24 protein-coding genes are annotated in these 23,622 nt (G+C 42.0%); 17 read left to right on the top strand and 7 right to left on the bottom strand.

Annotated features, from left to right (window positions below; all coding sequences use genetic code 11):
* Positions 1-116 precede the first annotated feature (116 nt).
* Complete coding sequence (locus AACM45_RS10150) at positions 117-299, bottom strand: hypothetical protein (RefSeq protein WP_339142453.1); 183 nt, start codon at positions 297-299, stop codon at positions 117-119.
* 123 nt (positions 300-422) lie between these two features.
* Here AACM45_RS10150 and AACM45_RS10145 point away from each other — a divergent pair, with 123 nt between their 5' ends.
* The 7 genes from AACM45_RS10145 to AACM45_RS10115 all read left to right on the top strand — a co-directional run bounded on the left by AACM45_RS10145 (position 423) and on the right by AACM45_RS10115 (position 8,603).
* The gene (locus AACM45_RS10145; RefSeq protein WP_339142452.1) at positions 423-1,178 is read left to right on the top strand and encodes an MBL fold metallo-hydrolase; all 756 of its coding nucleotides are present in this window, start codon (positions 423-425) and stop codon (positions 1,176-1,178) included.
* Between the two features lie 43 nt (positions 1,179-1,221).
* On the top strand, positions 1,222-2,544 hold the full coding sequence (locus AACM45_RS10140; protein ID WP_339142451.1) for a hypothetical protein: 1,323 nt from the start codon (positions 1,222-1,224) through the stop codon (positions 2,542-2,544).
* An 8-nt stretch (positions 2,545-2,552) separates the two neighbouring features.
* Positions 2,553-3,104: a nuclear transport factor 2 family protein gene (locus tag AACM45_RS10135; protein WP_339142450.1), complete on the top strand. Its 552-nt coding sequence runs from the start codon at positions 2,553-2,555 to the stop codon at positions 3,102-3,104.
* 3 nt (positions 3,105-3,107) lie between these two features.
* Positions 3,108-5,150 carry a glycoside hydrolase family 5 protein gene (locus AACM45_RS10130; protein WP_339142449.1) on the top strand — a complete coding sequence of 681 codons (2,043 nt, stop codon included), beginning with the start codon at positions 3,108-3,110 and terminating at the stop codon, positions 5,148-5,150.
* 2 nt (positions 5,151-5,152) lie between these two features.
* The gene (locus AACM45_RS10125; protein ID WP_339142448.1) at positions 5,153-5,770 is read left to right on the top strand and encodes an outer membrane beta-barrel protein; all 618 of its coding nucleotides are present in this window, start codon (positions 5,153-5,155) and stop codon (positions 5,768-5,770) included.
* 10 nt (positions 5,771-5,780) lie between these two features.
* A complete protein-coding gene (locus AACM45_RS10120) occupies positions 5,781-6,689 on the top strand; it encodes a helix-turn-helix domain-containing protein (protein ID WP_339142447.1) in 909 nt (302 codons plus the stop codon).
* Positions 6,690-7,385: 696 nt separating this feature from the next.
* The gene (locus tag AACM45_RS10115; protein ID WP_293298324.1) at positions 7,386-8,603 is read left to right on the top strand and encodes a phage integrase SAM-like domain-containing protein; all 1,218 of its coding nucleotides are present in this window, start codon (positions 7,386-7,388) and stop codon (positions 8,601-8,603) included.
* Positions 8,604-8,718: 115 nt separating this feature from the next.
* Here the strand turns inward: AACM45_RS10115 and AACM45_RS10110 are convergent, their stop codons facing one another.
* The 6 genes from AACM45_RS10110 to AACM45_RS10085 form a co-directional block, all read right to left on the bottom strand.
* Positions 8,719-9,174 (bottom strand): DUF6730 family protein, encoded by a 456-nt coding sequence (locus AACM45_RS10110; RefSeq protein WP_339142446.1) that lies wholly within the window; start codon positions 9,172-9,174, stop codon positions 8,719-8,721.
* A 10-nt stretch (positions 9,175-9,184) separates the two neighbouring features.
* Positions 9,185-10,045, bottom strand: coding sequence for a relaxase/mobilization nuclease domain-containing protein (locus tag AACM45_RS10105; protein ID WP_339142444.1), 861 nt, complete (start codon positions 10,043-10,045; stop codon positions 9,185-9,187).
* Positions 10,046-10,050: 5 nt separating this feature from the next.
* Positions 10,051-10,347, bottom strand: coding sequence for a mobilization protein MbpA (gene mbpA / locus AACM45_RS10100; protein WP_339142443.1), 297 nt, complete (start codon positions 10,345-10,347; stop codon positions 10,051-10,053).
* A 45-nt stretch (positions 10,348-10,392) separates the two neighbouring features.
* Entirely contained in the window at positions 10,393-11,295 is a 903-nt protein-coding gene (locus AACM45_RS10095) for a CHC2 zinc finger domain-containing protein (protein WP_252080901.1), read from the bottom strand.
* A gap of 205 nt (positions 11,296-11,500) precedes the next feature.
* Positions 11,501-12,706 (bottom strand): primase-helicase family protein, encoded by a 1,206-nt coding sequence (locus AACM45_RS10090; protein WP_252080902.1) that lies wholly within the window; start codon positions 12,704-12,706, stop codon positions 11,501-11,503.
* A 75-nt stretch (positions 12,707-12,781) separates the two neighbouring features.
* The gene (locus tag AACM45_RS10085; protein ID WP_252080903.1) at positions 12,782-13,051 is read right to left on the bottom strand and encodes a helix-turn-helix domain-containing protein; all 270 of its coding nucleotides are present in this window, start codon (positions 13,049-13,051) and stop codon (positions 12,782-12,784) included.
* 614 nt (positions 13,052-13,665) lie between these two features.
* Here AACM45_RS10085 and AACM45_RS10080 point away from each other — a divergent pair.
* The 10 genes from AACM45_RS10080 to AACM45_RS10035 all read left to right on the top strand — a co-directional run bounded on the left by AACM45_RS10080 (position 13,666) and on the right by AACM45_RS10035 (position 23,586).
* Positions 13,666-14,934 carry a hypothetical protein gene (locus AACM45_RS10080; protein WP_339142438.1) on the top strand — a complete coding sequence of 423 codons (1,269 nt, stop codon included), beginning with the start codon at positions 13,666-13,668 and terminating at the stop codon, positions 14,932-14,934.
* On the top strand, positions 14,850-15,188 hold the full coding sequence (locus tag AACM45_RS10075) for a PcfJ domain-containing protein (protein ID WP_339142437.1): 339 nt from the start codon (positions 14,850-14,852) through the stop codon (positions 15,186-15,188). Before AACM45_RS10080 ends, AACM45_RS10075 begins: the two co-directional genes overlap by 85 nt.
* Before the next feature lie 60 nt (positions 15,189-15,248).
* Positions 15,249-16,085, top strand: coding sequence for a M48 family metallopeptidase (locus AACM45_RS10070; RefSeq protein WP_339142436.1), 837 nt, complete (start codon positions 15,249-15,251; stop codon positions 16,083-16,085).
* Between the two features lie 5 nt (positions 16,086-16,090).
* Entirely contained in the window at positions 16,091-18,433 is a 2,343-nt protein-coding gene (locus AACM45_RS10065) for an FHA domain-containing protein (RefSeq protein ID WP_252080905.1), read from the top strand.
* Positions 18,430-19,299 carry a hypothetical protein gene (locus AACM45_RS10060; protein WP_252080906.1) on the top strand — a complete coding sequence of 290 codons (870 nt, stop codon included), beginning with the start codon at positions 18,430-18,432 and terminating at the stop codon, positions 19,297-19,299. Before AACM45_RS10065 ends, AACM45_RS10060 begins: the two co-directional genes overlap by 4 nt.
* A 17-nt stretch (positions 19,300-19,316) precedes the next feature.
* Positions 19,317-19,880: an RNA polymerase sigma factor gene (locus tag AACM45_RS10055; RefSeq protein WP_252080907.1), complete on the top strand. Its 564-nt coding sequence runs from the start codon at positions 19,317-19,319 to the stop codon at positions 19,878-19,880.
* A 1-nt stretch (position 19,881) separates the two neighbouring features.
* The gene (locus AACM45_RS10050; protein WP_339142435.1) at positions 19,882-21,120 is read left to right on the top strand and encodes a hypothetical protein; all 1,239 of its coding nucleotides are present in this window, start codon (positions 19,882-19,884) and stop codon (positions 21,118-21,120) included.
* A gap of 6 nt (positions 21,121-21,126) precedes the next feature.
* Positions 21,127-22,233 carry a WG repeat-containing protein gene (locus tag AACM45_RS10045; RefSeq protein ID WP_252080909.1) on the top strand — a complete coding sequence of 369 codons (1,107 nt, stop codon included), beginning with the start codon at positions 21,127-21,129 and terminating at the stop codon, positions 22,231-22,233.
* A gap of 152 nt (positions 22,234-22,385) precedes the next feature.
* A complete protein-coding gene (locus AACM45_RS10040) occupies positions 22,386-22,808 on the top strand; it encodes a hypothetical protein (protein ID WP_252080910.1) in 423 nt (140 codons plus the stop codon).
* Positions 22,809-22,812: 4 nt separating this feature from the next.
* Positions 22,813-23,586: a tetratricopeptide repeat protein gene (locus AACM45_RS10035; protein WP_252080911.1), complete on the top strand. Its 774-nt coding sequence runs from the start codon at positions 22,813-22,815 to the stop codon at positions 23,584-23,586.
* The last annotated feature ends 36 nt before the right edge of the window (positions 23,587-23,622 follow it).

Genomic DNA, 23,622 nt, shown 5'->3' with positions numbered 1-23,622 from the left:
GGTTTATCCTGAATGTGCTATTCAAATGGGAGGCGGGGTAAGCACGTTACTATAAGGTTATGCTAAACCCTTAGTAGGTAATCAGGCAATAAAAAGTGCTTAAATTACTGCTCTTTTTATTTTTTCTTGTCCAAAGTGTTTTTCCCAACATTGTAGGCATAAGTAGCATAAAGTACATATTGCAGGGTGACGCCATGAAACTCTTTTTGAGATTTGATATCGATGGCAGTTACCAATGCAGACGTCGGCTTGTTCAAATTAAAGAAATTAATATTGCTATCAGCCAAATCATACCTCATACCTCCTTTTGTATACTTCTTTCCGCTTTTTGTATACTTTTTTTAGCTTTTTGTTAAACAATTTTGTACCAGAAATTAAAAGTAATGGTACCAAAACAGCTACATACAATAACCAAATCGACAATGACGCAGTTCATTGCCGGTTTTTTTGTTTTGTACCTATTTGCAAACCTCAGCTCAAATAATTTATCTACTTACCACAGCGAGGGTTTTACCATTCACCAGATCACTCAATCCTTCTCGAACGTCTTTATCGTTGAACAATACGATAAGGTTTTGATGATAGATGCCGGTAATCCGGAAAAGGGGGATGTATTGGCCTCAAAATTAATGGACATCGGCATAGATCCAGCTGACATTGATTACCTGATTTTGACCCATGCCCATCCCGACCATGCCGGAAATGCCCAATATTTTAAAGAAAATTACGGGGTCAAGTTATTGGTCGGCACCGATGAGATGGAAATCGTAAAAGCTCAAGGTAAGGATAACCATCTATGTCCGCGCGGACCATTAGGTCTCTTAATACAACAGACGCACGCCAAGGCAACCTATAAAAATTTTGTGCCGGATATTCTAGTCAAAGATAGTTTTGACCTTGCCTCAATTGGTTTCAAAGGATTGGTTCATACCCTGCCTGGGCACACTCCCGGTTCGCTATATATCGAGATGAACAATATCATTTTTGTAGGTGACTTGATCCGGGGGCAGGTTTTAAACAAAAAGAAGCCGGCATACCATCTTTTCATGTGCGATTTGGCGGATAATCTAAAGAATATCAGAATGCTTGCCGATAAAGCCCATATAAAATGGTGGTACCCTGGTCATGGAGGACCTCTATCGGCCCAAAAAATAAAAGAATTTATAAGAAGTAATTGACACAAAAACAACATCAACAAAGAAAAGTAAAATGAAAAAAGTTATGAAAATTACAGGAATCAGCCTGTGCACCTTGGTGGCCCTATTCGGTGTCTGGCATTTCACACAGGGCCAGTCCATTGCACCTTCACAAAAAGTATCGCCAAACTTTAAAGGACGTTTCTTGGCCATCTCCGATGCCGATATGATAGCGGGTGCCTATGCCAATGGGGAATTGAATAAAGTGCCCGGTATTGAAGATGAATTGGTATTGTTCGATGATAAGGAAAATACATCAAGCTTGACGGAACCATTACACATTAGCAATTCGGTCATCTCGTGGCCAGCTATCCTTGAATGGAACCCCAAGTATCAATTTGCCTATATCGCAGAGACCCGGGCCGTTCATAAGGGAGAGGCTCAAAAAATGAAGAACGTGTTTACCGATTTTCCGATTGGAAAGAAAATCACCGTTGTCGATTATTCCAATCCCACAACACCAAAGGTCGTACAAGAGAAACAGATTGGTGAAAACATTCAGGGAGTTAGCATCAATGCAAGCGGAACGCTATTAGTATCAGGCTCTACTGAAAAAGGAAAAGAATTGGTGGTTATGGGATTAAAGGATGGGCTCGTTCAAGACGTGCAGTCTTTCACCCATGAAGGTATTTCTGCGAAAGACACTGGCAATGGAGGCATACGAACTATAGAATTCCATCCTACCAAGAATATCATCGCCGTCAACCTCAACAATACCGATTTGGTATTTTTCAAGATTATCGAAAACAATGGTACGGTTACCCTCTCACAACTGGGCGACACCATGGAAGTGGCAAAGCGCTGGAGCGTAGGCAATTGGCATCCCTCAGGTAAATATTTTATCCTTTCCGATTTGAGATGGGGCGATGGGTTGGGCCAAATCACCCACGGAAAGGGAAAGTTGGTATCCATCGGATTCGATGAAGGGGGAAACCATACGATAATCGATAAAGAAAAGGTCGGTCTTAGCCCAGAAGGGTTCGATATCAGTCCTGATGGCAACTACGCGGTCACGGCCAATATGAGACGAACCTGGGCACCCAAAAAAGGATTCTGGTTTGTACCTGCACGCAAGGAGTCGTCACTGTCACTGGTGAGAATTAATCCAAATACCGGCGAATTGACCAAGGTGGGCAAAGATTATGGCTTTGAGGGGGCTCTGCCCGAAGATGCCGTCTTTGACCAAGACAACAACACCATAGCGGTCGCGGTATATCACGACCGCAACGAAGAATTTCCCGAAGAGGGATGGATTGACTTTTGGGAACTCAAGGATGATCGATTGATCAAAACGGAAAAACAATTAAAAGTGGCCCGCGGGGTACACAATCTCTTATTAATCAAATAAAAATTGCTATGAAAAAGTTACAATTAAAGGTATTAGGTTTATTAATGGTGTCGGCCCTGTTCGTTGCCTGTAGCGACGATGACGATTCGACCCCAGAGGTAGTCGAAAACAACGGACAACGGAATTTAGAGACCGCCATGGAATTCTTGGATGGCTTCGAACAGGAAGATACTGCCATCTTCAATGTATTTTCAGATGATTATGTTGGATTTAATAGATTTAACCCCAGCGGGGCACAAGACCCTGTTGTACTGCCCAATGCCCAAGCACAAATTGATTTTTTTACTACCATATTTCAAGTGTTCGATAACATTTCGTTTATCGAAAGGCGTTTTACCATATCTGAAGATGGCAATTCCATCTTTTTTCAGGCCATTTCAGACAGTTGGACATTTGTACCTACCGGGGCACCTTATAACCAAGTCTATGTCTTCCGTTTAGATTTTAACGAAGCCGGAGAGGTGACCACCATTGAAGAGTACATCAATTGGGTAATCAATAGTGAAGTGGCATTTGTACCTCTGGGCAGTTGCCAACAGGTTCTTTGTCAAAACCAATAGAAAATGAAAAAATGGGCCAAAATAACCCTGATCGGTTTTAGTAGCTTGGTGCTGGTAGCACTCGGTAGCTATAGCTACCTGATGTGGGACACCCCTTATGAAAAACTATCCACAAAAGGTTTGGCGTTTGCCACTAGTGAAAGAATACCCCTTGTGAGTACCCCTTTTGTACAAGACACGACAAATCAAAAAAATATTGTAACCGATGGTATTTGGTTCGCGGACCACACAGGAAGGAAGATGGTGCTTAGGGGATTGAACCTGGGCGGCGGAACCAAACTTCCCAAGACCCCCAACCTTCCCTCACATGTGGAAGAAGGTTTTTTCAATGCCACCGATATCTCTTTTGTAGGCAGGCCTTTTCCTTTAGAGGAAGCTGACGAGCACTTAAGACGGATAAAGCATTGGGGTTTTAATCTCATTCGCTTTTTGGTTACCTGGGAGGCCATAGAACATAAAGGCCCCGGAATATATGATCAAGAATATCTGAGTTATGTAAGGCAGGTTATTTTAAAGGCAGGCGATTATGGGCTGAATGTTTTTATTGATCCCCACCAAGATGTTTGGAGTCGCTTTTCAGGGGGATCAGGTGCACCAAAGTGGACATTTGACAAAGTAGGATTGAATGTCACTAAATTTAAAGAGAGTGGCGCTGCCGTGGTGCACAATACCCACGGCGATCCTTACCCTAGAATGATATGGCCAACAAACTATGGCAAGTTGGCTACCGCTACGATGTTTACCTTGTTTTTTGGGGGCAATGATTTTGCGCCCAACGTTACCATAGATAGCATTCCAGTACAAGAATACCTGCAAAGTCATTTTATCAATGCGATGAAACAGGTGGCGCTTCAGGTAAAAGACCTTCCCAATGTAGTTGGTTTCGAAACCATGAACGAACCCAGTATGGGATATATCGGGCAGCATCTTGAAGATTGGTCATTTGTGAAAAATGGGGATTCACCCAATTTTTATGAAGGTATGGTAGCCGGTGCAGGACATACCATGGACGTGGAATATTGGGCGATCAATACCACTGGCTTTGAACAGGGCCCCAATGTCAAGATCAACCCCAAAGGCATCTCTGTCTGGAATGAGGGTCATGAACCCATATGGAAACGTCATGGGGTTTGGGGGTTCGATGACCAAGGCAGCCCAATGTTGTTGCAGCCGGACTATTTCAAGGTCAGTGATCCGAATGGCACTTATTTTAAGCCTTTTGTAGACCGCTATTCTGATACGATCCGAGCTGTGGATGACCGTCTCTTGATCTTTGTGGAACCACCTTTGACCACTGAAATGCCTTCTTGGAAAGGAGAGAAAACGGGACATTTTGTCAATGCTACCCATTGGTACGATGTTGTCGCCCTTTTTACCAAGAAATATGTACCCTTTTTTACTGTGGATGAAGAGGATCTAAGCTTGGTAATCGGCAGAAAAAATGTGCGCCAATATTTCGAGGGACGAATGGCAAAAATCAAATCGGAGACAGAGCATACCATGGGTGCTCGACCGACCATCATAGGGGAATTTGGTATACCCATGGATTTGAACAATGGAGAGGCCTACGCCACCAGTGATTTCACGGAACAGGAAAAAGTGTTGGACCGGAGTTTCAACGCCATAGAAAATGAATTACTCCACTATGCCCTTTGGACTTATGTGGAAGACAATACGAATGAAAGGGGAGACCAATGGAATGGTGAAGACTTGTCCATTTTTTCAGAAAGCCAACAATCCGATACCTCGGACATCAATTCAGGGGGTCGTGCATTGAACGCCATGTTACGTCCGTACCCACACAAAACAGCTGGCATACCGCTGTTCCATCAATTTAACATGGAAGCGGGAGAATACATTTATAAATACCGGGCCGACACATCAAGCAAGCTACCAACCGAGCTATACCTACCTGATTGGCACTATGGTCAAGGTTTCACTATACATCATTCGGGAGGAACACTTGCGTATGACAAGGGAAACCAATTACTCCTACATTATGCCGACACCGTCGGAGAAAATATAGTAATAATTAAAAAATTGTAAAAATGAAAATCCTAAGAATAACACTGACGATAATAACGGTATGGGCCACTATTGGTATGGGCAATTTACAAGCACAGGACCAAGACCCCCCTTTGGATAAAGGAAGTTTTGGAGTCAGTACCAACCCTACCTATTTTGCCCTGGGCGGCTATAGTATAAGAGGTATTTATCATCTACCAAAACGATGGTCATTTGGCCTTAATGTCGAAGCGGGCTTTGAATTGCCCGATGATTTTAGGGACCTCTTCTTCAATGACAATCAGGCCATTGACGTGGATTGGGATTATTTGATGGCCGTTGAGGCGCGCTATCGCTTTAACAAAGAAAGCTATGATGCCGGATTTTACGTAAATGGTAGTGTAGGCTTTGAAGGCTGGACGGTCAATGAAATTTCTTCTGATGCCGACACCTCTTTCGACAATTGGTTCTTCTCATTTGGGGTTGGTTATACCTGGTATCCCTTCAAAAAGAAAAACTTCAATATTGGTGTGAATTACAATATCATTTTTATCTTGAACAACTCCGATGAGCAATTAGTGGGCGATACCGTTTTTAATATCGAGCGTGTAGTGCCTCCTACATTTATTCCGTCCAATATTCTTATTGGTTGGAGGTTTTAAATATAAAAACATGTCGAAAAAAAGAAATATCACCCATATCCCGAAATTCATTGATCTTTGTAAATTAGCCGATGTAGAACCTTTGCATCCCCTCATTGGCATTATACGTCTTGAAGATATTCCGGCCTACGCCAAGGAATTAGGCACACTATCCCTCGGGTTTTATAGTATAAGCCTCAAAAAGAAATTGAAGGGATATATTGAATATGGTAGAAAGACCTATGATTTTCAAGAAGGGGTATTGGGTTTCGTCGGGCCGAACCAAGCCATCTCATTTGATCAGTGTGACGCCAAGGAGTCGATAGGTTGGGAACTGTATTTTGATCCTGAGTTATTGGCCCATTCAAAATTAGCCGACGAAATCAACAGTTATGGTTTTTTCAACTATGAGACCAGTGAGGCCTTGCATGCCTCTAAAAAGGAAGAAGAGCAAATAGAGCAGATCTTTCAAAATATTTATGATGAATACATCCTTCCCATAGATCAGTTCAGTAAAGAGGTCATTCTATCGAATATTGAATTGTTGTTGACCTATAGTAAGCGCTTTTACAAGCGGCAATTTATAACCAGAAACGATGCGGATTCATCCATAGTGGCCACTTTTGAAAAAGAACTAAAGTCTTATTTTTCACAAAATGACTTACCAGAAACGGGTATTCCAGAAGTGAGCTACTTTTCAGGTAAACTCAACCTTTCTTCAAAATATCTTAGTGATATGTTGAAAGACCTTACAGGAAAGACCACTAAAGAACATATTCAGTTTCAATTACTGGAAAAGGCGAAACACCTCTTATTGGGCAGCGATAAGTCCATTTCAGAAATTGCGTATCAATTGGGTTTTGAATACCCTCAGTATTTTAGCCGTTTTTTTAAAGAAAAGACTGGTGAAAGCCCAAAGAATTTTAGAAAATGTCCTTAAATATAGAATGGGCATCTAAAATAGAAGTCCTTAATTTTTGAAGAAATAATATATTTTGGTTTATATAGTAGCAATTTAAAGGGCAAGAGAATCTTTGGGGTCGTTTAGTGCTTTCATCTATTCCGATTTTAAGGTTTTAGGCACCACCATTTGAGATTGGGGATAATGTATCCAACATATCACATACTTTCTCAAAAAATGCGTAGTGTACGAAACAGTATTAAAATGGGTTCAATCCGTATCAAATAATACCAAGCTTAATTCAAAATAAGATTTACATGAAAATTGTGCGCAAATGAAAAAAGCTTCAAAAGTCAATAACTCTTGAAGCCCTATAAAACTTGGTGGAGAATACCGGAGTAACTGCGTTGCTCCAAAGAATCTCCCGTCCTGCAAATGCAATTGGCCATTCTTATCAGCATGGGCCTTTTAAAAGCAAAAAAGCCGCTCAAATAAATTTAGCGGCTTTCTTTGTTTTAAAACACAATACCAATTGCGCTTGATCGTGGAGAATACCGGAGTCGAACCGGTGACCTCTTGCCTGCCAGAAAGAGGATTACTATACTATATCGAATCAAAAAATCACATATTTATTTGTTTTTCAGTATTTTAAAAAATTTTATGTTTATTTGATTTCAATTAAAACCACCTATTTGCGTGCAAATTGCGTGCAAATTTTTTTTACCTTTGATTAGGATGAATACTAATATAAAACTTTCTTTAGATACGCGTAGGAAGAAAAAAGATGACTCCTATCCTATTATTTTACGGTTAACCCATTTTCGAAAAACAACTTCCATAAGCTTAGGTCAATCAATAAAAAAGGAATTTTGGGATAATAAAAACGAGAAAGTTAAAAGAGCATTCAAAGGAACTTCATCAGTTAGTAAACTAAATAATCAACTCTTAAAAGAAAAGACCAGAGCGGTCGACATAATTAATGACCTGAACGAAAAGGACGAGCTTAACTTTTTATCCATTTTGCAGCTTAAGAAGAAGATTGTAAAAACCGCATCATTGGATTCATTTTTTAAGTTTAGCGAGGATATTGTCGATGAGTTAAAAGCAGCTGAACGTTATGGTAATGCAAACACATACTACGCGGTAATTAAGGTATTGGAGAAATTCGTTGATGGAAATGATATCAAATTCAACGAAATCAATTATGATTTTCTCAAAAGATTTGAGAACTGGCACTTTTCCAAAGGTAATTCTGTTAACAGCCTATCGACGTATATGAGAACAATCAAAGCGGTCTTTAACAAGGCCATTAAGTCTGATGTTGTTTCCAGAGATGCTTATCCTTTTACACATTATAAGATTAAAACTACTCCTACAGAAAAAAGAGCGCTTGACATTAAAAGCATCAAATCAATTATGCTTTTAAAACTGGAAGAAACGGATAGTCTGTTTCACTATAGAAATTATTTCCTTGCCTCTTACATGCTTTATGGTATTTCCTTTATGGACTTGGCTTTTTTAAGGGTTCAAAATATCATTGACAACCGAATTAAATTCCAAAGAAAAAAAACATCAAAACCGTATGATATTAACATTACGCCTCAGTTAAAGGAAATCCTCTCGTTTTATCTTAGGGATAAAGAGAGGTCTGAGTTTATATTTCCAATAATTAAAAGAGCCACATTTGAACTTCAATATAAAGACGTCTTATGGGCACGGAAGAGATATAATAAAGGACTTAAAGAAATTGCAATAAAATGCAAGATAGAACAGCGGTTGACTTCATATGTATCTCGTCATAGTTTTGCAACCCAAGCTATGCTGCAGGACGTTCCCTTACAAGCTATTTCTTCAATGCTTGGCCATAATCGACTATCAACTACTCAAATATATCTGAAGTCCCTACCGAATAATATACTAGACAATTATAATCAGAAGTTGGTTAAACTGTAGCCTTAACCCTTTCTAGTCCCAAATCCTTACCTTTAACTTCAGCGCATGGATCCTGGCCTATTTTTGTAGCGTTTGGGAAGATAAGCGTTGAACAAAAATAGGATAGGGCGCTGTCCTACTTTTGGCCATTATCCTCCAACCATTTTTGGTATAGTACCTTTGCCTCTGGGTTTTCTTTAAAGAATGTCCCGTAGTGTTCAATGGTATCATGCTGACCTTTTAAATAAGCAGCCTCTTCCTTCTTGGCTATCCTTGATACCTGATGGATTGAAAAACCAAGGACCAAAAGGACCGCGACCAACAACCCCCAAGTAAGTTTTATGGCCCAACTGGGCAAGAGAACGGACCGCTCTACTTTATGAAGAATCCTTTCCATCAGTCTTTGTTGTTCCTTAATGTTGTTATTTTGGTTGTTGTCATACTCTTTTAGAAGAGCATTTAACCCGCTGGTATCTGGCCTTAATGGATGGTTTTTGAAATCCTCATGAACCTTTTCCAATCGGCTGATACTCTTTTCAAACCCGTTGATCTCCTCTGTCAACAGTTCCGCTATTTCATCCAGTTTTGCCATGATGTTATGTTTAGATTCCTATTCCTGTGTCCCTGACCACCTTGATGGCCAATTTGATGGTTTTCTTTATGATGGTCTGGGACAGACTTGTTGGGACATTCACGGTCCTGCCCAAAAGCTGCATGCTCCTGTCCTTGGCAATCCGCTGTGCCATATTTCTTTCAAAGTTCATGTGACGGGCGATCCGGCCCATGGACATGGACCGGTGCACCTCGCTTCCCTTGAGATTGGTTCCCTTATGCTCAAAACGGAAACCCTGCAATTGGTTCTGCCTGTTAATGCTCGGGATGACCTTTACATTGTTCTGCTCCATGGACTTGATGTACTGGTCAAAGTCCCTTGGCCGCTCCCTGGCCATGACCTTTTCATGGATCTTCTGTATTTCAGAGCGGACATGTTGCATCCGGTAGAGTTTTTCCTGCTGTACCTCCCTTACCGTGGTCAGGTCCATTTGTTTGGCCACCCGCTCCGCTACTTGTTGGCTACGCTTCCCGATAAAACTGTCGTTATAGGCCTTCCCCTGAAAGTTTATCCGGTTGGCATACAGGTGGACATGCACATGTTCCTTGTCCCTATGGACAAAGGCAACGGCCTGATGCTGCTTGAGGTTCATTTCCTTAAGGAACCTTTCGGTCATTTCCTTGAGCTGTTCCCTTTCCAGTTTCCTCCCGTCCTCAATGGTGGGACTCAGCACAAAGCTCAGCGTGTTCTTCCGGCACAGTTCGTTCTGCTCTTGGATGACCTTGAACTCCTCGGTAATCTCCCGAGGGGTCTCCCCGGCCAGATATTGGCTGTGGACAATCTCCGATCCTTTCTCCTGGTTCATCCCATAGCTCATCGAGGCTGCAGTGTGCGATATGGATTTGCCCATGCCAATCATTTCTTAAAATTTAAAAGGTGTTGTCGTATCTCTTTGGCCAGTTGAGCAGTTTCCTCTGCCAACTTGGGGTTCCGCTTCCGGAACATGTTCGTGATTAATTTGAAGTTCCGCTGGTATTTGACCAATAGTTTATAGGCCTCTATCTGTTCGTCCGTCATCCGCTCCACTATCCGGTCTTCGAAGGCCGCACGGCGGCAATACTCACTGATGGAAAGACCGCTCTTCCGGGCCTTGATCTTCAGCAGTTTCTTCTCGTAGACCGAGCACCGGAACTGGACGAACTCTTTCTTCATTTTTCCATCATCTTTTGCGACCTTCGGGAGCAAAAGCAAGATTTGTCATGACAATGACACATCTTGAATTCGTTGCCGAACTTCATCCTTCGCGCTTTTTACCTTCCATTCGTTCATGTCCTTAAAATCCTCATAGAGAAATGACATATCCCTGCTGTTCGGGCACTTTTCCAATAACAGTTCCGCCATCCCCAGTCCCGTTTTGTCCCTATCAAGAAACAGCTCCACATTTTCATATTCCCCTATCTCTGTGGTCATCCGTTTTACAAAGGCCGTGGTGTTCAATATCAAAAGGTCATGGCTATTCCCGATATCCGGTATCAGCTCCATTAGGGTCAGCATATCGAACATGCCTTCTGTAATGGCCAATTTCTTGAATCTCTTCCCGATCATCGAAACATCCTTTGGCGATGTGGACCCTTTCCAATATCTGTTTCGCAGCTCCCAGCCTCCCGACCTGTTCCTGAGTCCGATGGCAAAGTATTTTCGACCACCTATTCGATAATGGATTTCCTTGCAAAGTTTTCTTGCGGTCTTGGTCGAGATCTTTCTGGAGCTCAGATAGTTTTGTAGGGCCTGGTGTTCGATTTCCTTTACCTCGATGATTTCAATAGGATTGGCCTTATGTTCAGTTTTGGTTGGATTCGACCGCCGGTGAAAAGAAAAATGGTCCATATTTCCGGACAAACGCTCCAATGCCTCCTTTACCGAACAGTTCTCCATTTTCATGACCAGGTCTATGGTACTGCCCCCTTCGAAGGTCCCGAAGTCTATCCAATAGTTTTTCTTCAATGATACCTTGAAAGAGGCTTGGGTCTCGCTCCGGAACGGGCTGAGGAACCAAGCTTCTTTTTCCGTTTTCCGGACTGGAAAGTGCCCCGACTTGGCCAGCGTGGAAACGATGTCAATGTTGCGGGCTTTTTCGCAGTCCATTCTCTTTTCCTTCATGGTTCTGTTTTTAATCGATTTTTGATGATTTGATGACAAATCTCTGGGAGACCCTGTAAATACTGGTTGTTCCCCCGTCATCACTTTGTCATCGTTTCATCACTTTTGTTTTTTTCTTCATTGTCCCTGTCATCATTTTTTATTTTGATGACAGAATGATGACAAAGTGATGACAGCCTGAACCCTTATAAACACTGGGCTTATATCAATCTGTCATCAAATCATCAAAATTTTGGATCAAAAAATTCTTTTTTATGGTAAAGTACCTTCCCTTGGCGTCCTCGATGTTGATCTCACCGGTGTTCCAGATGGTAATCTTTTGGTACTTATTGGAATTGGGCTGGTTGTCCAGTTTCCAATCATTTTTTAGCAACCGCCTCAGTTGGGTAAGGTCGGTCTTGACCCGTGTGCGGTTGAGCATGTGCAGGGCATCGATGGGACAAAGGTCCACATAGTCCATCTCGAACTTTTCCATGGCACTGAGCAATAGGCTGGCCAGTTCCTTCTCCACCCTGTTCCGGTTATTGTTCACCAGTTTCTTCAGTGCTGTGGTATAAACCTGTTTGGGCGTGAACCACATTCGGGTTCTTTGTTTTGTGCTGTATTCCCTTTTTGACAGGAAATCCAAAAAAGCGGGCACTTCCTTGGACAACTGGTCCAAGAAATCGGTGTCCTCCCTTTTAAGTGAAGGAATCTTCCTAACCCAGAACCTGGTCTCATGGGCATCGATCTTGATAAAACTGTCCTCGTTATTACTACAGAGGATGAACTTCCCGAAGAACTCCACTTCCCGTTTGTCCTTTCCCTTGGCCTCCAGTTTGTTCCGGTTGGTGGTGCTCAGATATTTGATGCGCTCAGTAAGCTCCTCTTTGTTGAACAGTACCTCGTCAACGCATATCAGCAGCTTGTTAGCCCAGTCCGCATTGAATTGGCTTGCAAAGCTGTCATTGGTCAGATAGGTAAGGTTGTTTCCAAAGATTTCCTTGAGCCATTTGAGGAACGTGCTTTTCCCGGTGTTCCTTTCCGTGGAGACCAGACAGAGGATGGGGAGCACCTGCACCGGTCTTTGGTACAGGAGTTTCAGATAGTCCAATCCCAGCTCCAGCTGGTTGCCGAAGATATGCCCCAAAAAGGCCCGTGTCCTTTTGATGCTTCCCTCTTTCGGTTGGTGCGACAATGGGGAATAGGTGTTGTAGAAACCATGGTGCTCCTTTTTAAAATCCACATGGCAGGGAATACAGGCGAACCCATCATATTTGGGCACCTTGCCCAGATAGTCCTTGCCATGGTCCTGCTTGATGATATGCTCGTTCCAAGGGACCAGCTGCTCGTTGAAATGTCCGGAAATGGTCGGAACCCTGACCAACTTGTAAAAAGTGGTCCCGACCCTTATGTATGGTACTGTTTCCATATTGGTGCTTTTTGGAATTTTGTGATTACTTCCACTTTTGGTGAATCCACAAATAATTTAAAAATGATTCCGTGGCTAAGGATTTGAATCCACAATCGTATCGCTTTCCGGCAATGGCTTACGTTGGTTCTGTAGCAACCAACTGACTATCTTTTCCCTTTCAAAGAATATCAGTTTTCCATTGGGCTTGGAGTGCGGGATATGCCCCGCAGCGGTAAGCTTGTACAGATAGCTTCTTGATATGCCGGTGTAATCACAGGCCTCATCAAATGTGAGCACCTCTTTGTTGGCTATCATTAGCCTTTCCAAACGGTCGAGCCGTTCGAGTATCAAAAAATTGTCCATTTTGTTTCTTTTTATAGATTAAAAATGAACAAAAGCGCTTTTGTTTTCTTTTGAAGAATTCTTTGGATAAAGATAAAGAGAGGATTAGGGAAAAGTAAGATTGGACGACATATTTTATTCACAAATATCTGATTTACTGTTTTTTACATCAAAATAGTTCAGATTAAATAGCATTGATGAATCCTTAGATTTATTTGGTTTTATTTGATACCAAATCAAGCTATTTTTAATATGGGCAAATAGGTGGTTGAATAGAAGAAATTGGGGTTATCAACAATTAAGACTAGCAGAAGTTGAAAACTGGTGCTATAGAAGAGGTGGATTTTTGTGTTTGTTTATTTCAAGTTTTAATGCCTCTGATAGAAAGCTAAACATTTCTGGGAAAAACTGTTCTAAAATTCGTTCTTATTGTGATACTCATGAATATCAATTAAAACGGGTAACTCAATGAAAACAAAAAAACAAACCATCCCTTTAAATACTGGATTTAAAATACGGCTAAGAAAACTGTTAAACCAATAAATTTCATTCAATCTGCTTACAAACAAACTTTAATGATGATATTCCCTTATTTTAGTTATATACTACTAGAGGATAATCAAAAGCATTCCAAAATGGGCCGTAAGTTTTACAAAAAACCCCACAACTGGCGTTGGCAACGACTTTATGAATTGAAGAATTCCCAGACTTCTTTGGAGCAAGAACTGGAACAATACCATTTAGACAAATCTGGAGGCCATGTCCATGATATGTACTGGAACAACCTAAGGGACCCTTTGGCCGCTTTGAATGGTTATATTCCCGGTTTCCACTGTTGTGTTGATTGCTATTATAGCGACATTGGCATGGGAAGCCAAGAAGATATCTGCGAATACAATTATCAAAGGGTGTACGAGAAGGTCATCAGCCAGGAAAGGACGGTTCAGAAGTTAAACATCGGTGATATGCTGCCTTGGGATTCACGTCTACAAGAACTTCAAAAGACTTTGGTGCCGGGGAACCAAATCGAGGAAAGACTGCACTCCTATTTTAAGGATTTAAATAATCTACCAGACACTATGGACAAGACCGTGGAATACCTACGAAAAGCGATTGGTGATCTATCAAATATCGAAATAATCAGAAAGGCGGTAGGCCCAGAACATGGGGAGTTTATTGCAAAGTGGTGCAGTTTGTTGTCCCCTTTTTGGTTGAGAGGTCCTGAATCTTGGACACCGGAAAGCGGAGCACACATCCTTGATCACCTTTTCACAGCATACTATGTGCCCAGTTTTCTCAATGAACAATGGTTCCCAAATCACAATGGCGGCTTTGGAAGAGACTACATTCCCTTCAAGTGGATATGCTGGTACTTGATTATTGGACAAGGTGGAAGTCTTAAGAAGGCGTCAGAATACTTTGGATGGAATATTTCCAATAAATTCCAGCACTTTCTTAAAGACGCACCCAACACCGATTACCCCATGGAATCATGTCTCTATGCAGAAATACGAAGGTTGGGAGGGAACCAACAGGACTTCATGCGCATTATGTACAGTCGTTCACTGGTGATTGACCCGACGGAACGGACGTCCGATGAGCCTTATCGCAGATTTTGGAAAAACACGGTGGTATGGTTGATTAGAAACCGAGAGTCAATAAGCGACGAGGAAAGCAACCTAATAATTGATTGGGCTCTTCATCGATATACCGAAGCGACTCGTAATGGTATTGAAGCGGAATTTACATGGAAGGGGAGGACGGTAAATAACGTGCTCGCGGCCAGCGAGGAATATTTGGCCTCCCGATACTTGCCCTCATGGATAGGATACCAATGGGAGGGGCATTATTGGATTGGACCTTTACGGACGGGAAGGACAATACATGGGATTTTGTGGAACTGACCAACGGCAAACAATTGTATGAAGAAGGACGGATTATGCGTCATTGTGTGGGAACCTATGCAGGAAGGTGCGCCTCGGGCACTTCGGCAATTTTCTCCCTGAAAAAGAATGGAAACAGGGTCATTACAATCGAGATAAGTCCAAAGTTCCGCATATTGGTACAGTGCTTGGGCAAAGGCAACAGAAGACCTTCGGAGGAGGAATCCAAAGTGACCAAGCAGTGGTTGTCAAGTGTCTGTAGCAAAGATTTATAGGGAAATTTTCCACTTAAAAGATGACATTTGCTACATTTGGTTATATACCATAAAAACAAGATGAAACCAACCCTTTCCACTCTTCTAGTCATTCTCCTTTTTAAATGGTCCGGTGCACAGGAACTGCCCTTGGATAAACTTGACGAAGCTATAGCCGTCTACACCTCCAAAGTTGAAGATGCAGCCTTGTTGAACAACTGTGGCCATGCATTTGATGGCCCCGCCTTTCTATTGAAACAGGCGGAGAACAATTGGCTTGATTTTGCACTCTATATCAGCAGTAATTCCAAAAGCTCCATCGGCAGGGAAATTTACAGCCGATACGTCTTGTTGGGCCAATTGGACAACACCCATTTTGCCAGGGAAAAGGTCGAGGAAATCCTACAAGAAATCTCAAAGAACGTTTCCCGTAAAGGGGTAAACTACAAATTGAGCATACTTAAATCGGATGAAATCAATGCTTTCGCCACTCTTGGTGGCTATCTCTACATCACCACCGGACTATTGGACTTTGTGGATTCCTATGACGAACTGGCCTTCATCATTGGTCATGAAGTTGCCCACGAGGACCGATTGCACACCCAGCGTAAAGTGACCAAGCTCACACTCTCCACTGATCTAGGGGATATGACCCGAATGGACGGTTTTACGGAAATAGCCAGTAAAATCAACAGAACACTGGCCCCGCCCTTTGATCAAATTGACGAATATGAGGCCGACAAAGTCGGCTTTGAGCTTGCCAAGGCCGCAGGGTACAATGTTAACCGATTTGCGGATTTTTTCAAAAAATTGGAGCGATATGAAAAACAGGATTTGCTAAGAAAGCTTACTTCGACACACCCCTTTGCAGAACATAGAAAGAACTGCATACACTCCTATATAGACAACAATAGATAAAAGAGATGTATTTAATTTACAATACGCGGTCGATACCCCTTGAGCCGGGGAAAAAGCTGACCATTGGAAGAAATGGACACGGTGCGGAGATTGAAGTGGACGGTAGAAGGGTCTCCCGGGAGCATGCCCAAATTGAACGAAGATCAGAAGGGGTCTTTATCATCGACTTGGAGAGTGCCAATGGTACCAAGGTGAATAAAAAACGCCTGCAGCCTAATGTTTGGTCAAGTTTGAAACCAGGGGACATGGTCAATATCGCTTCTTTAACCTTTTACCTTTCCACTGAAAAACCTACCAAAAAAAAGGAACAAGAAGAAATTGAAAGACAAGGTCCATTCGATTTCAAACAAAAAATAATGGCGAAAGGGATTTTAAAAGTTGGACGCCAAAAAAGTAATGACCTTGTTTTGGAAGACCCTACGGTGACCCGTGAACATGCCCTGCTGTCATATTCCCAGGGAAGTTTTTGGGTTGAGGACCTAGGGTCTACCAATAAGACCTATCTAAACGGAAAAGAAGTAAGGACCAAGACAAAGCTGAACGACAGTGATACTATCACCATATCCTTTTACAGCATAACACTTGGTAACGGTCCCAGAGACCTAAGAAAAATCAAAAGTGCCATTATGGCCCGTGCCATACAAAAAAAATACCCGAACAACAAAATCGGGCTCCAAGATATGTCACTGGATATCCATCAATCCAAGTTCGTGGCATTGATGGGTCCCTCAGGTTGCGGAAAATCAACTTTATTAAAATGTCTCAATGGGGAGAATCCCGCCACTTCTGGGGAAGTACTGATTCATGGACTTTCGCTGACAGAAAATTTTGGCTTAATCAAAAAAAAGATAGGATACGTACCACAGGATGATATTGTCCATAGGGAACTGACCGTTTACAAGACCTTGTTCTATGCCGCCAAATTGCGTTTGCCGGATGATACGACCAATGAAGAAATCAATGAAAGAATAGACAAGGTAATCTCCGATCTAAATCTGGACCAAGACAAAGAGAAAGATATTCGGACTATAAAAGTAGGTAGTCTATCTGGCGGTCAACGCAAGCGTGTCTCCATTGCCGTGGAACTTTTGACCGAACCTACTATCCTCTTTTTGGATGAACCCACCTCTCCACTGGATCCTGAAACTATAGAGGGTTTCTTGACCAGCTTAAAAGAATTGGCACACAATGGGACTACTATAGTCATGGTCACTCACAAACCAGAAGACCTCAGTTATGTGGATGAGGTCATATTTCTGGGAGTACAGGGGCATTTGGTCTTTAAAGGATCAGCGGATTTATTGACAGCCCATTTTGAAGTGGGCAATATTGTAGAGGTTTACAGCAAAATGAGCGATTTCGAGGTGGTTGGTAAGTTTTATCAAAAACCGCCCAAGCAAAGTGTGCCTAGGACGATTAACCAGGAAATCAAAAAAGAGCGGAAAGACTCCCATTGGCTGCAATTGTTCTGGCTGATTTCCAGGTATTTCAGAATCAAGGTCAACGACAGGGAGAACCTCGGACTTCTCTTGGCACAACCTGTTATTATAGGGGGGCTTGTTTGTTTGGTCTTTGACAAGTTCCAGGTAGGGGTGCTGTTCTTGATGGCCATTTCAGGGATTTGGTTCGGAGTCAGTAATGCCGCCAAGGAAATTGTCGGGGAACTCCCCATTTACAAAAGGGAGCGCATGTTCAATTTGGCCATCAATACATATATTCTTTCCAAATGGGCGGTTCTTGCGCTCATCGCACTGATTCAGACCCTGATTTTTGTGGGCATTGTGTATGTTAACTTTAAATGGAATTCCCACCCCGACTTTGAAGAGATATTTCTTCGCTCGTTTTGGGGAAGCGCGGCATTCATGTTCTATATCTCCGTTTCGGCGTCACTCATAGGGCTTTGGCTCTCAGCGACCTTCAACAATACAGAAAAGGTGATGACAGTGGTACCCATTGCATTGATGCCACAGATTATGTTGGCAGGGGTAATGACCAAAATAAACAATACCCTTGTGGAACTGTTGAGTTTTTTCACTCTGGGAAGATGGGGCACCGAGGGATTGGCACGGGTACAGGACAAAGTATCCCCGAATTTGGAAGGCACTGTCGATACCACACAATCCGTAATTGCTACAGTGGCACTGCCCCCTCCTGCCAACGGGGTACGGGATGCCCCCTCCTCAGCCCTTCGAATATTGGACCTTTATAATGAAAAACTGGTGGACCAAGGAAAATTGATAGGAAGTCTCTTTGATGGGTTTGATAGGAACCTTCTAGCCATCGCCATTCTCAGCATGCTTTTTTACCTGCTGATTTTCGTATCACTTAAAAAGAAGGATGCCCTATGAAAATAACAACCGAAATAAAGGCAACAGTCCTGTTTGCCGTCCTTTCTGTCATTATCTCATGTGCCAAGAGACCGGAATTCGTGGCCATCGACAACATTGCCATTTTGAATTCCAAAAATGACACCCTTATGGTAGGGATGGACTACATTGTTTACAACCCAAACAATGTCAGGACAAAATTGCGCCAATCCAGTATGGAAATCTACTATAGGGACTCGTTGGTGGGCAATGGATTCTTAAAGGAACAGATTGCGCTAAATGCAAATGATACCATAGGAATCCCTGTAAGCTGCAAAATAAGCCTAAAAAGGTTAAGCACATTTTATCCCGAACTGCTTACCTCGGACTCTTCGACTTTTGAGCTCAAGGGAAACGGAAAGGTCAGCTTTATGTTGAACTCTTTCAGTATAGGATTGGATGACCAAATTCATCTTAATACCAAAGAAGCTATTCTGACCCAGATTGAGCAAAACTTGGACTATGGTAAAAATTTTAAGTTACGCTCCATATCCAGTGACAAGCTACCTTCTTTAAGAAAAACGCAACTCAGACTCGAAATGGAGGCCATCAACCAAATGCCCATTGCATATCAAATCGATAGTTTGGAGCTGGGCTTTTATCTGGATAAGGCTAAAGAATCCGTAGCACATTGGACGTTGGAAGAACCATATGATCAGAAACCCATGGGGTCACAAATAATTCCTTTACAGGTTACTTTTAACAATCTGGACTTGTTGAAACAAATGAAATTCTCTTGGCTGACCGATCAAAAAGTGAATTTTGTTATTTTGGGGGAGGCACAGGTACTTATAGAGGGGTATAGGTTCAATGTGCCCATAGAAGACCTACTTGAAATAAGTTTTTAAGAAAGCCTTTTGACTAAATGACTGACCACGAACTTTTACGCCAGCTAAAATCAGGTAACGAGGAATGCCTTGGGCAGTTATATGCCCATTTGGGGATGGTAAAAAGCTGGATTTGCAGAAACAATGGGGACGAGGAAGATGCCCTCGATGTGTTCCAAGAAGCGATAATCGTCTTTTACAAGAATGTCATGTCGGGAAAATACGAGCAAAGAAGTAAAATAAGCACATACCTGTTTGAAATTTCTAAAAGACAGTGGCTCAACCAACTCAACCGAAGAAAGCGCCACGAACAACCTAGGGAAGCCAATGGTTTTGAAAGCAAGTTTGAAGAAGAACTGATCTATGAGGTTACCCACCCAGGGCCCAGATTAAAGGATTATTTGGGCAGGGCCATGTCACGCTTGGGGGAACCGTGCAAATCCCTTCTGGAAACCGCTATTTTTTTTGGCATGCGCATGGAGGATATCGCCGAAAGGTTCAACTATTCAAGCGCCAGGTCGGCAAGCCAGCAAAAATTAAGATGTCTCAAAAAGCTAAGGTCCAGCATTTCGTACGAGGACATAATCGCTTTAGAACAGTAAAATGATAGAGGAATTAAAGTACATAGCATTGATAGACAAATACCTTCGAGGTACACTGGCCCCATCGGAAAAAGATGAGGTAGAGGAATTAATGCACCACAATCCCGATTTTGCCAAAGAGGTAAGGGTCTATGAAAAAATATATGAGGGAATAACCAAGAAAGAAAAGGCAGAATTAAAGAACCGCTTACGAAAGTACTATAAAGAGTATCAAGAAAACCAAGAAACTCCAACTTCAGACCGACCAAACGGAAGATATCGAAGACTTTTCATTTATAGTGGGGCAATAGCAGCCTGTTTGATAATCGGTGGGGCCATTTTACTGTTCAATCAGTACGGCCCTTCAACATCAAACACCGAACCCACCGTGGTGGACGTGGATACAACATCCACAATGAAGACCGATTCCATTTTTGATCTGGATGAGGGAAAACTGGTCGAAGAAAATAAGCTGGATAAGCCAGATATTGATAGAGTGCAGGATAATGACAATCTGGTCAATCGAGAGAATACCGATGGTTTACAAAAACACGACAGTGTTCAAAATCCCAACACAGAGAGCGAGGTACAATTGGCTACTGGTGGTTACAAAACCCTTCCAAGCAGAGCGGTAAGAAAATATCAATCCTCTAGGTCCCTTTCCTATACTTTTCATGACGGTGTTTTCAAATTGTACGGTCGTCCATTGATGGGGAAATTGGAAGCCCTGTCCCTTAGGATTTTAAAGAACAAGGAATCTGGCTATTTTCTTAAGTATAAAAACGACTACTATGATCTGGAAAAAACAAAACGGAGGTTACCGTTGATAAAGGTTGATGCAAAGCGCAACAACAAGGGGGTGAATACACTTTTCAATAGACCCATTAAATCAGTTCCATCCCAAGAAGAGGTAACCGTGAACATTGTTGGCGTCCAAAATGCTTCAACTGTCCTATCGGAATTGTTGGTTAGGTTTGATAATGACAATAGTGGAGAACAAACATATTTTTTCAATAAAGAAGAACGGCAGTTGGAACTTATAATCCAAGCCGATCTGGATTTGGAAAAGGCAATGGTATACCGTGTGGAAGAAGCTGGACGATATTACTATTACCTGGTCCAGGACAGTCAAATTTATGCTTTGGATGAAGATGCAAAAGATGCGACGCCCTTAGTTACCGTTGATATTACCAAGAACAGATTGGCACGACTTTTTATAACAAGGGAACCCATAAAAACAGTAGTTTACGAAGAAAGATAAATGGGAATGGAAAAAAGAGACAAAATCCTTGCCCCGGCTCTCGTTCGCGGAAAATGGGGATATATCAATAAAGCGTGCGATTTTGAAATACCGCTCCAATTTGATAGGGCCTTTGGTTTTTATGAAGGCTTAGCGAAGGTAGTGCTTGGAGAAAAATGCGGCTTCATAAATACTGTGGGAGAATTCGTGATTCCTCCCATTTTTGACATAGATGGTTCCTATAATTTTTTTAATGATGGTTTTGTCAAGTTAAAACTAGAAGAGAAGTCCTTCATAGCAAATACAGATGGAGAAGAAATCGACGTAAGTAAATTTGAAGAAATTTATGGGTTTTCAGAAGGTCTGGCCGCGGTCAAAACAAATGGAAAATGGGGATACATCAATAAACTTGGCGAAATGGTCATACCCCCAAAGTATAGCACTACCTACGAATTTCAAGAAGGTTTGGCCGAAGTCGAATTAAATGGGAAATGGGGCTACATCGACAAAATAGGTAACGAGATCATTTCTTTAAAGTATACCGATGCCTCGGAATTTTCAGAAGGTTTGGCCCGTGTAGAATTTGGAAACGGTTATGGTTTTATAGACAAGAGGGGCAATGAAACAATTCCTGGCAAATATGAGCATGCCAGTATATTTTCTGAGGGCAGGGTTGCCGTGGCGAAAGATAAATATTGGGGATATCTTGATTCCCAAGGAAATCCCATTACTGAATTTAAATATAATGAGGAATCCCCATTCCATTATGTGCTCAATGAACCCCAAGCTTTTTCTGAAGGCCTGGCAGCGGTTCAATTCAGTAACAAATATGGTTTCATCAATTCAGATGGAATCGAGGTCATACCATTCAAGTTTTCTATGACTCATGGTTTTAAAGACGGGTTTGCTTTCGTTGTCAATTCCCTTGGAGGCTTTATAAATAGTGATGGGGATGAGGTAGTTCCTCTAAGGTACTGGGAAGCCAAAAGGTTTTCCTACGGTTTGGCCCCGGTCAAATTTGAAAAAAAATGGGGCGCGGTGAATACCGACGGCGATGAGGTCATTCCTGTAAGCCTTGATTATTTGGGAATTTTCAGAAAATGCAGCTCACCCTTTGAACGGATAAAAGAATAGAGGTCGTAAAAAAGATGACATTTTCATTTTATGGTTATACATGTATGTAAACATGAACCAAACAGAAGATGAAGACCTTAAATTACATAAGCTTTAAATTACCCCCACTTTTATTGATTATTTCCCTCGTATTCTGCTTCCTAATATCAGGGATGAAACATGGATATACCCAAAATGCACAAGAACAACGGTCAGTCATAGGATTTCACTGCTCTTTTTTCGGCAGACCAACAAAGTTGGTTTTGGAAATGGAGTTGGCCATAAAAAGATCGGAACATGAAAAGATCCGTAAGCTGCTTTTCTCGAATGATACCGGAAAAAGATATTTGGCGGTAGTGCTATGTGAGGCATTGGAAGAACAAAAAGTTATCAAATTGACCAATTTGGAGAAACTTTACGTTAAAGGTCTCTATGATTCGGAAAGCGAGGTATCGTTTTGTGCTGGTTGTGCATTTTTCGAATCGCACAGTTTTAGGGACTTGCTCGGAGAGCATACCCGGTTTGGGGAAGAAGCCAGGAAATGGGCTTTCAAAAAAGTAAGTAGATCAAACTCTAATTATAACCATAAAAGCTGAAATAATGAAAAAATTTGTTTTGATAGTATTCTTAATGGCCCTCGTTCCAAACATAGCCATGGCCAAAAGGGTCAGGGGTCTTTTCGGAAAAAGCGAACGCATAGAAAAAATTATGGATGTAGACATAAAGGGTTCGAATGGGGAAGATCTTTATTTAGGATATAAGACCACTTCCCAATTCTTCTTTATGGGAGTATACATAAAGGATGATGGCTACGTTTTGGGCATTAGGGGAAAGTTTGGATCGTACTATCCACTGGATAACCAACAACTTTTATCCTTTCAAGAAAACGGTAGTCTCCCGAATCCTATGCCGTCTTACGAAATACCATTTACGGATTGGCTATGGGGTTTTTCTCTTTGGATATTAATGGTAATATTGGCGGTGATTTGGTTCTTTCCAAAAAGCGGAAAGTCCCTTTTTGAAAGGGGTTGCACATACTATTTTGGGAAAAATGTCAAAGTGGACTATTCCAAGGCTTTTGCATACTTTCAAAAATCGGCAAAAAAGAAATATGCCCCGGCGATATTCAATTTGGGAATCATGCACCTCAAGGGCCAGGGAGTGCCAAAAGACATCCAGCAAGCCGTTCCGCTATTTGAACAAGCATCGGATATAGGAAACACCAATGCAAATGTGACATTGGGCAACCTCTACTATGAAGGGGTGGAAATTCCGAAAGACTTGGGCAAGGCGAAGGTATGGTTCAACAAAGCTTGTGGACAAGGCCATGATGGGGCATGCAAAATGGTGGCTCATATCCAAGAACAACATTGATTTTTAGTACATTTAGAAAACGACCGAACAAACAAC

Source organism: Croceitalea sp. MTPC5 (assembly GCF_036985505.1).
In the GTDB taxonomy this organism is placed as follows: Bacteria; Bacteroidota; Bacteroidia; order Flavobacteriales; family Flavobacteriaceae; genus Croceitalea.
The sequence above is the reverse complement of the archived record's forward strand: the minus strand, read 5'-3'. Positions and strand labels throughout refer to the sequence as shown.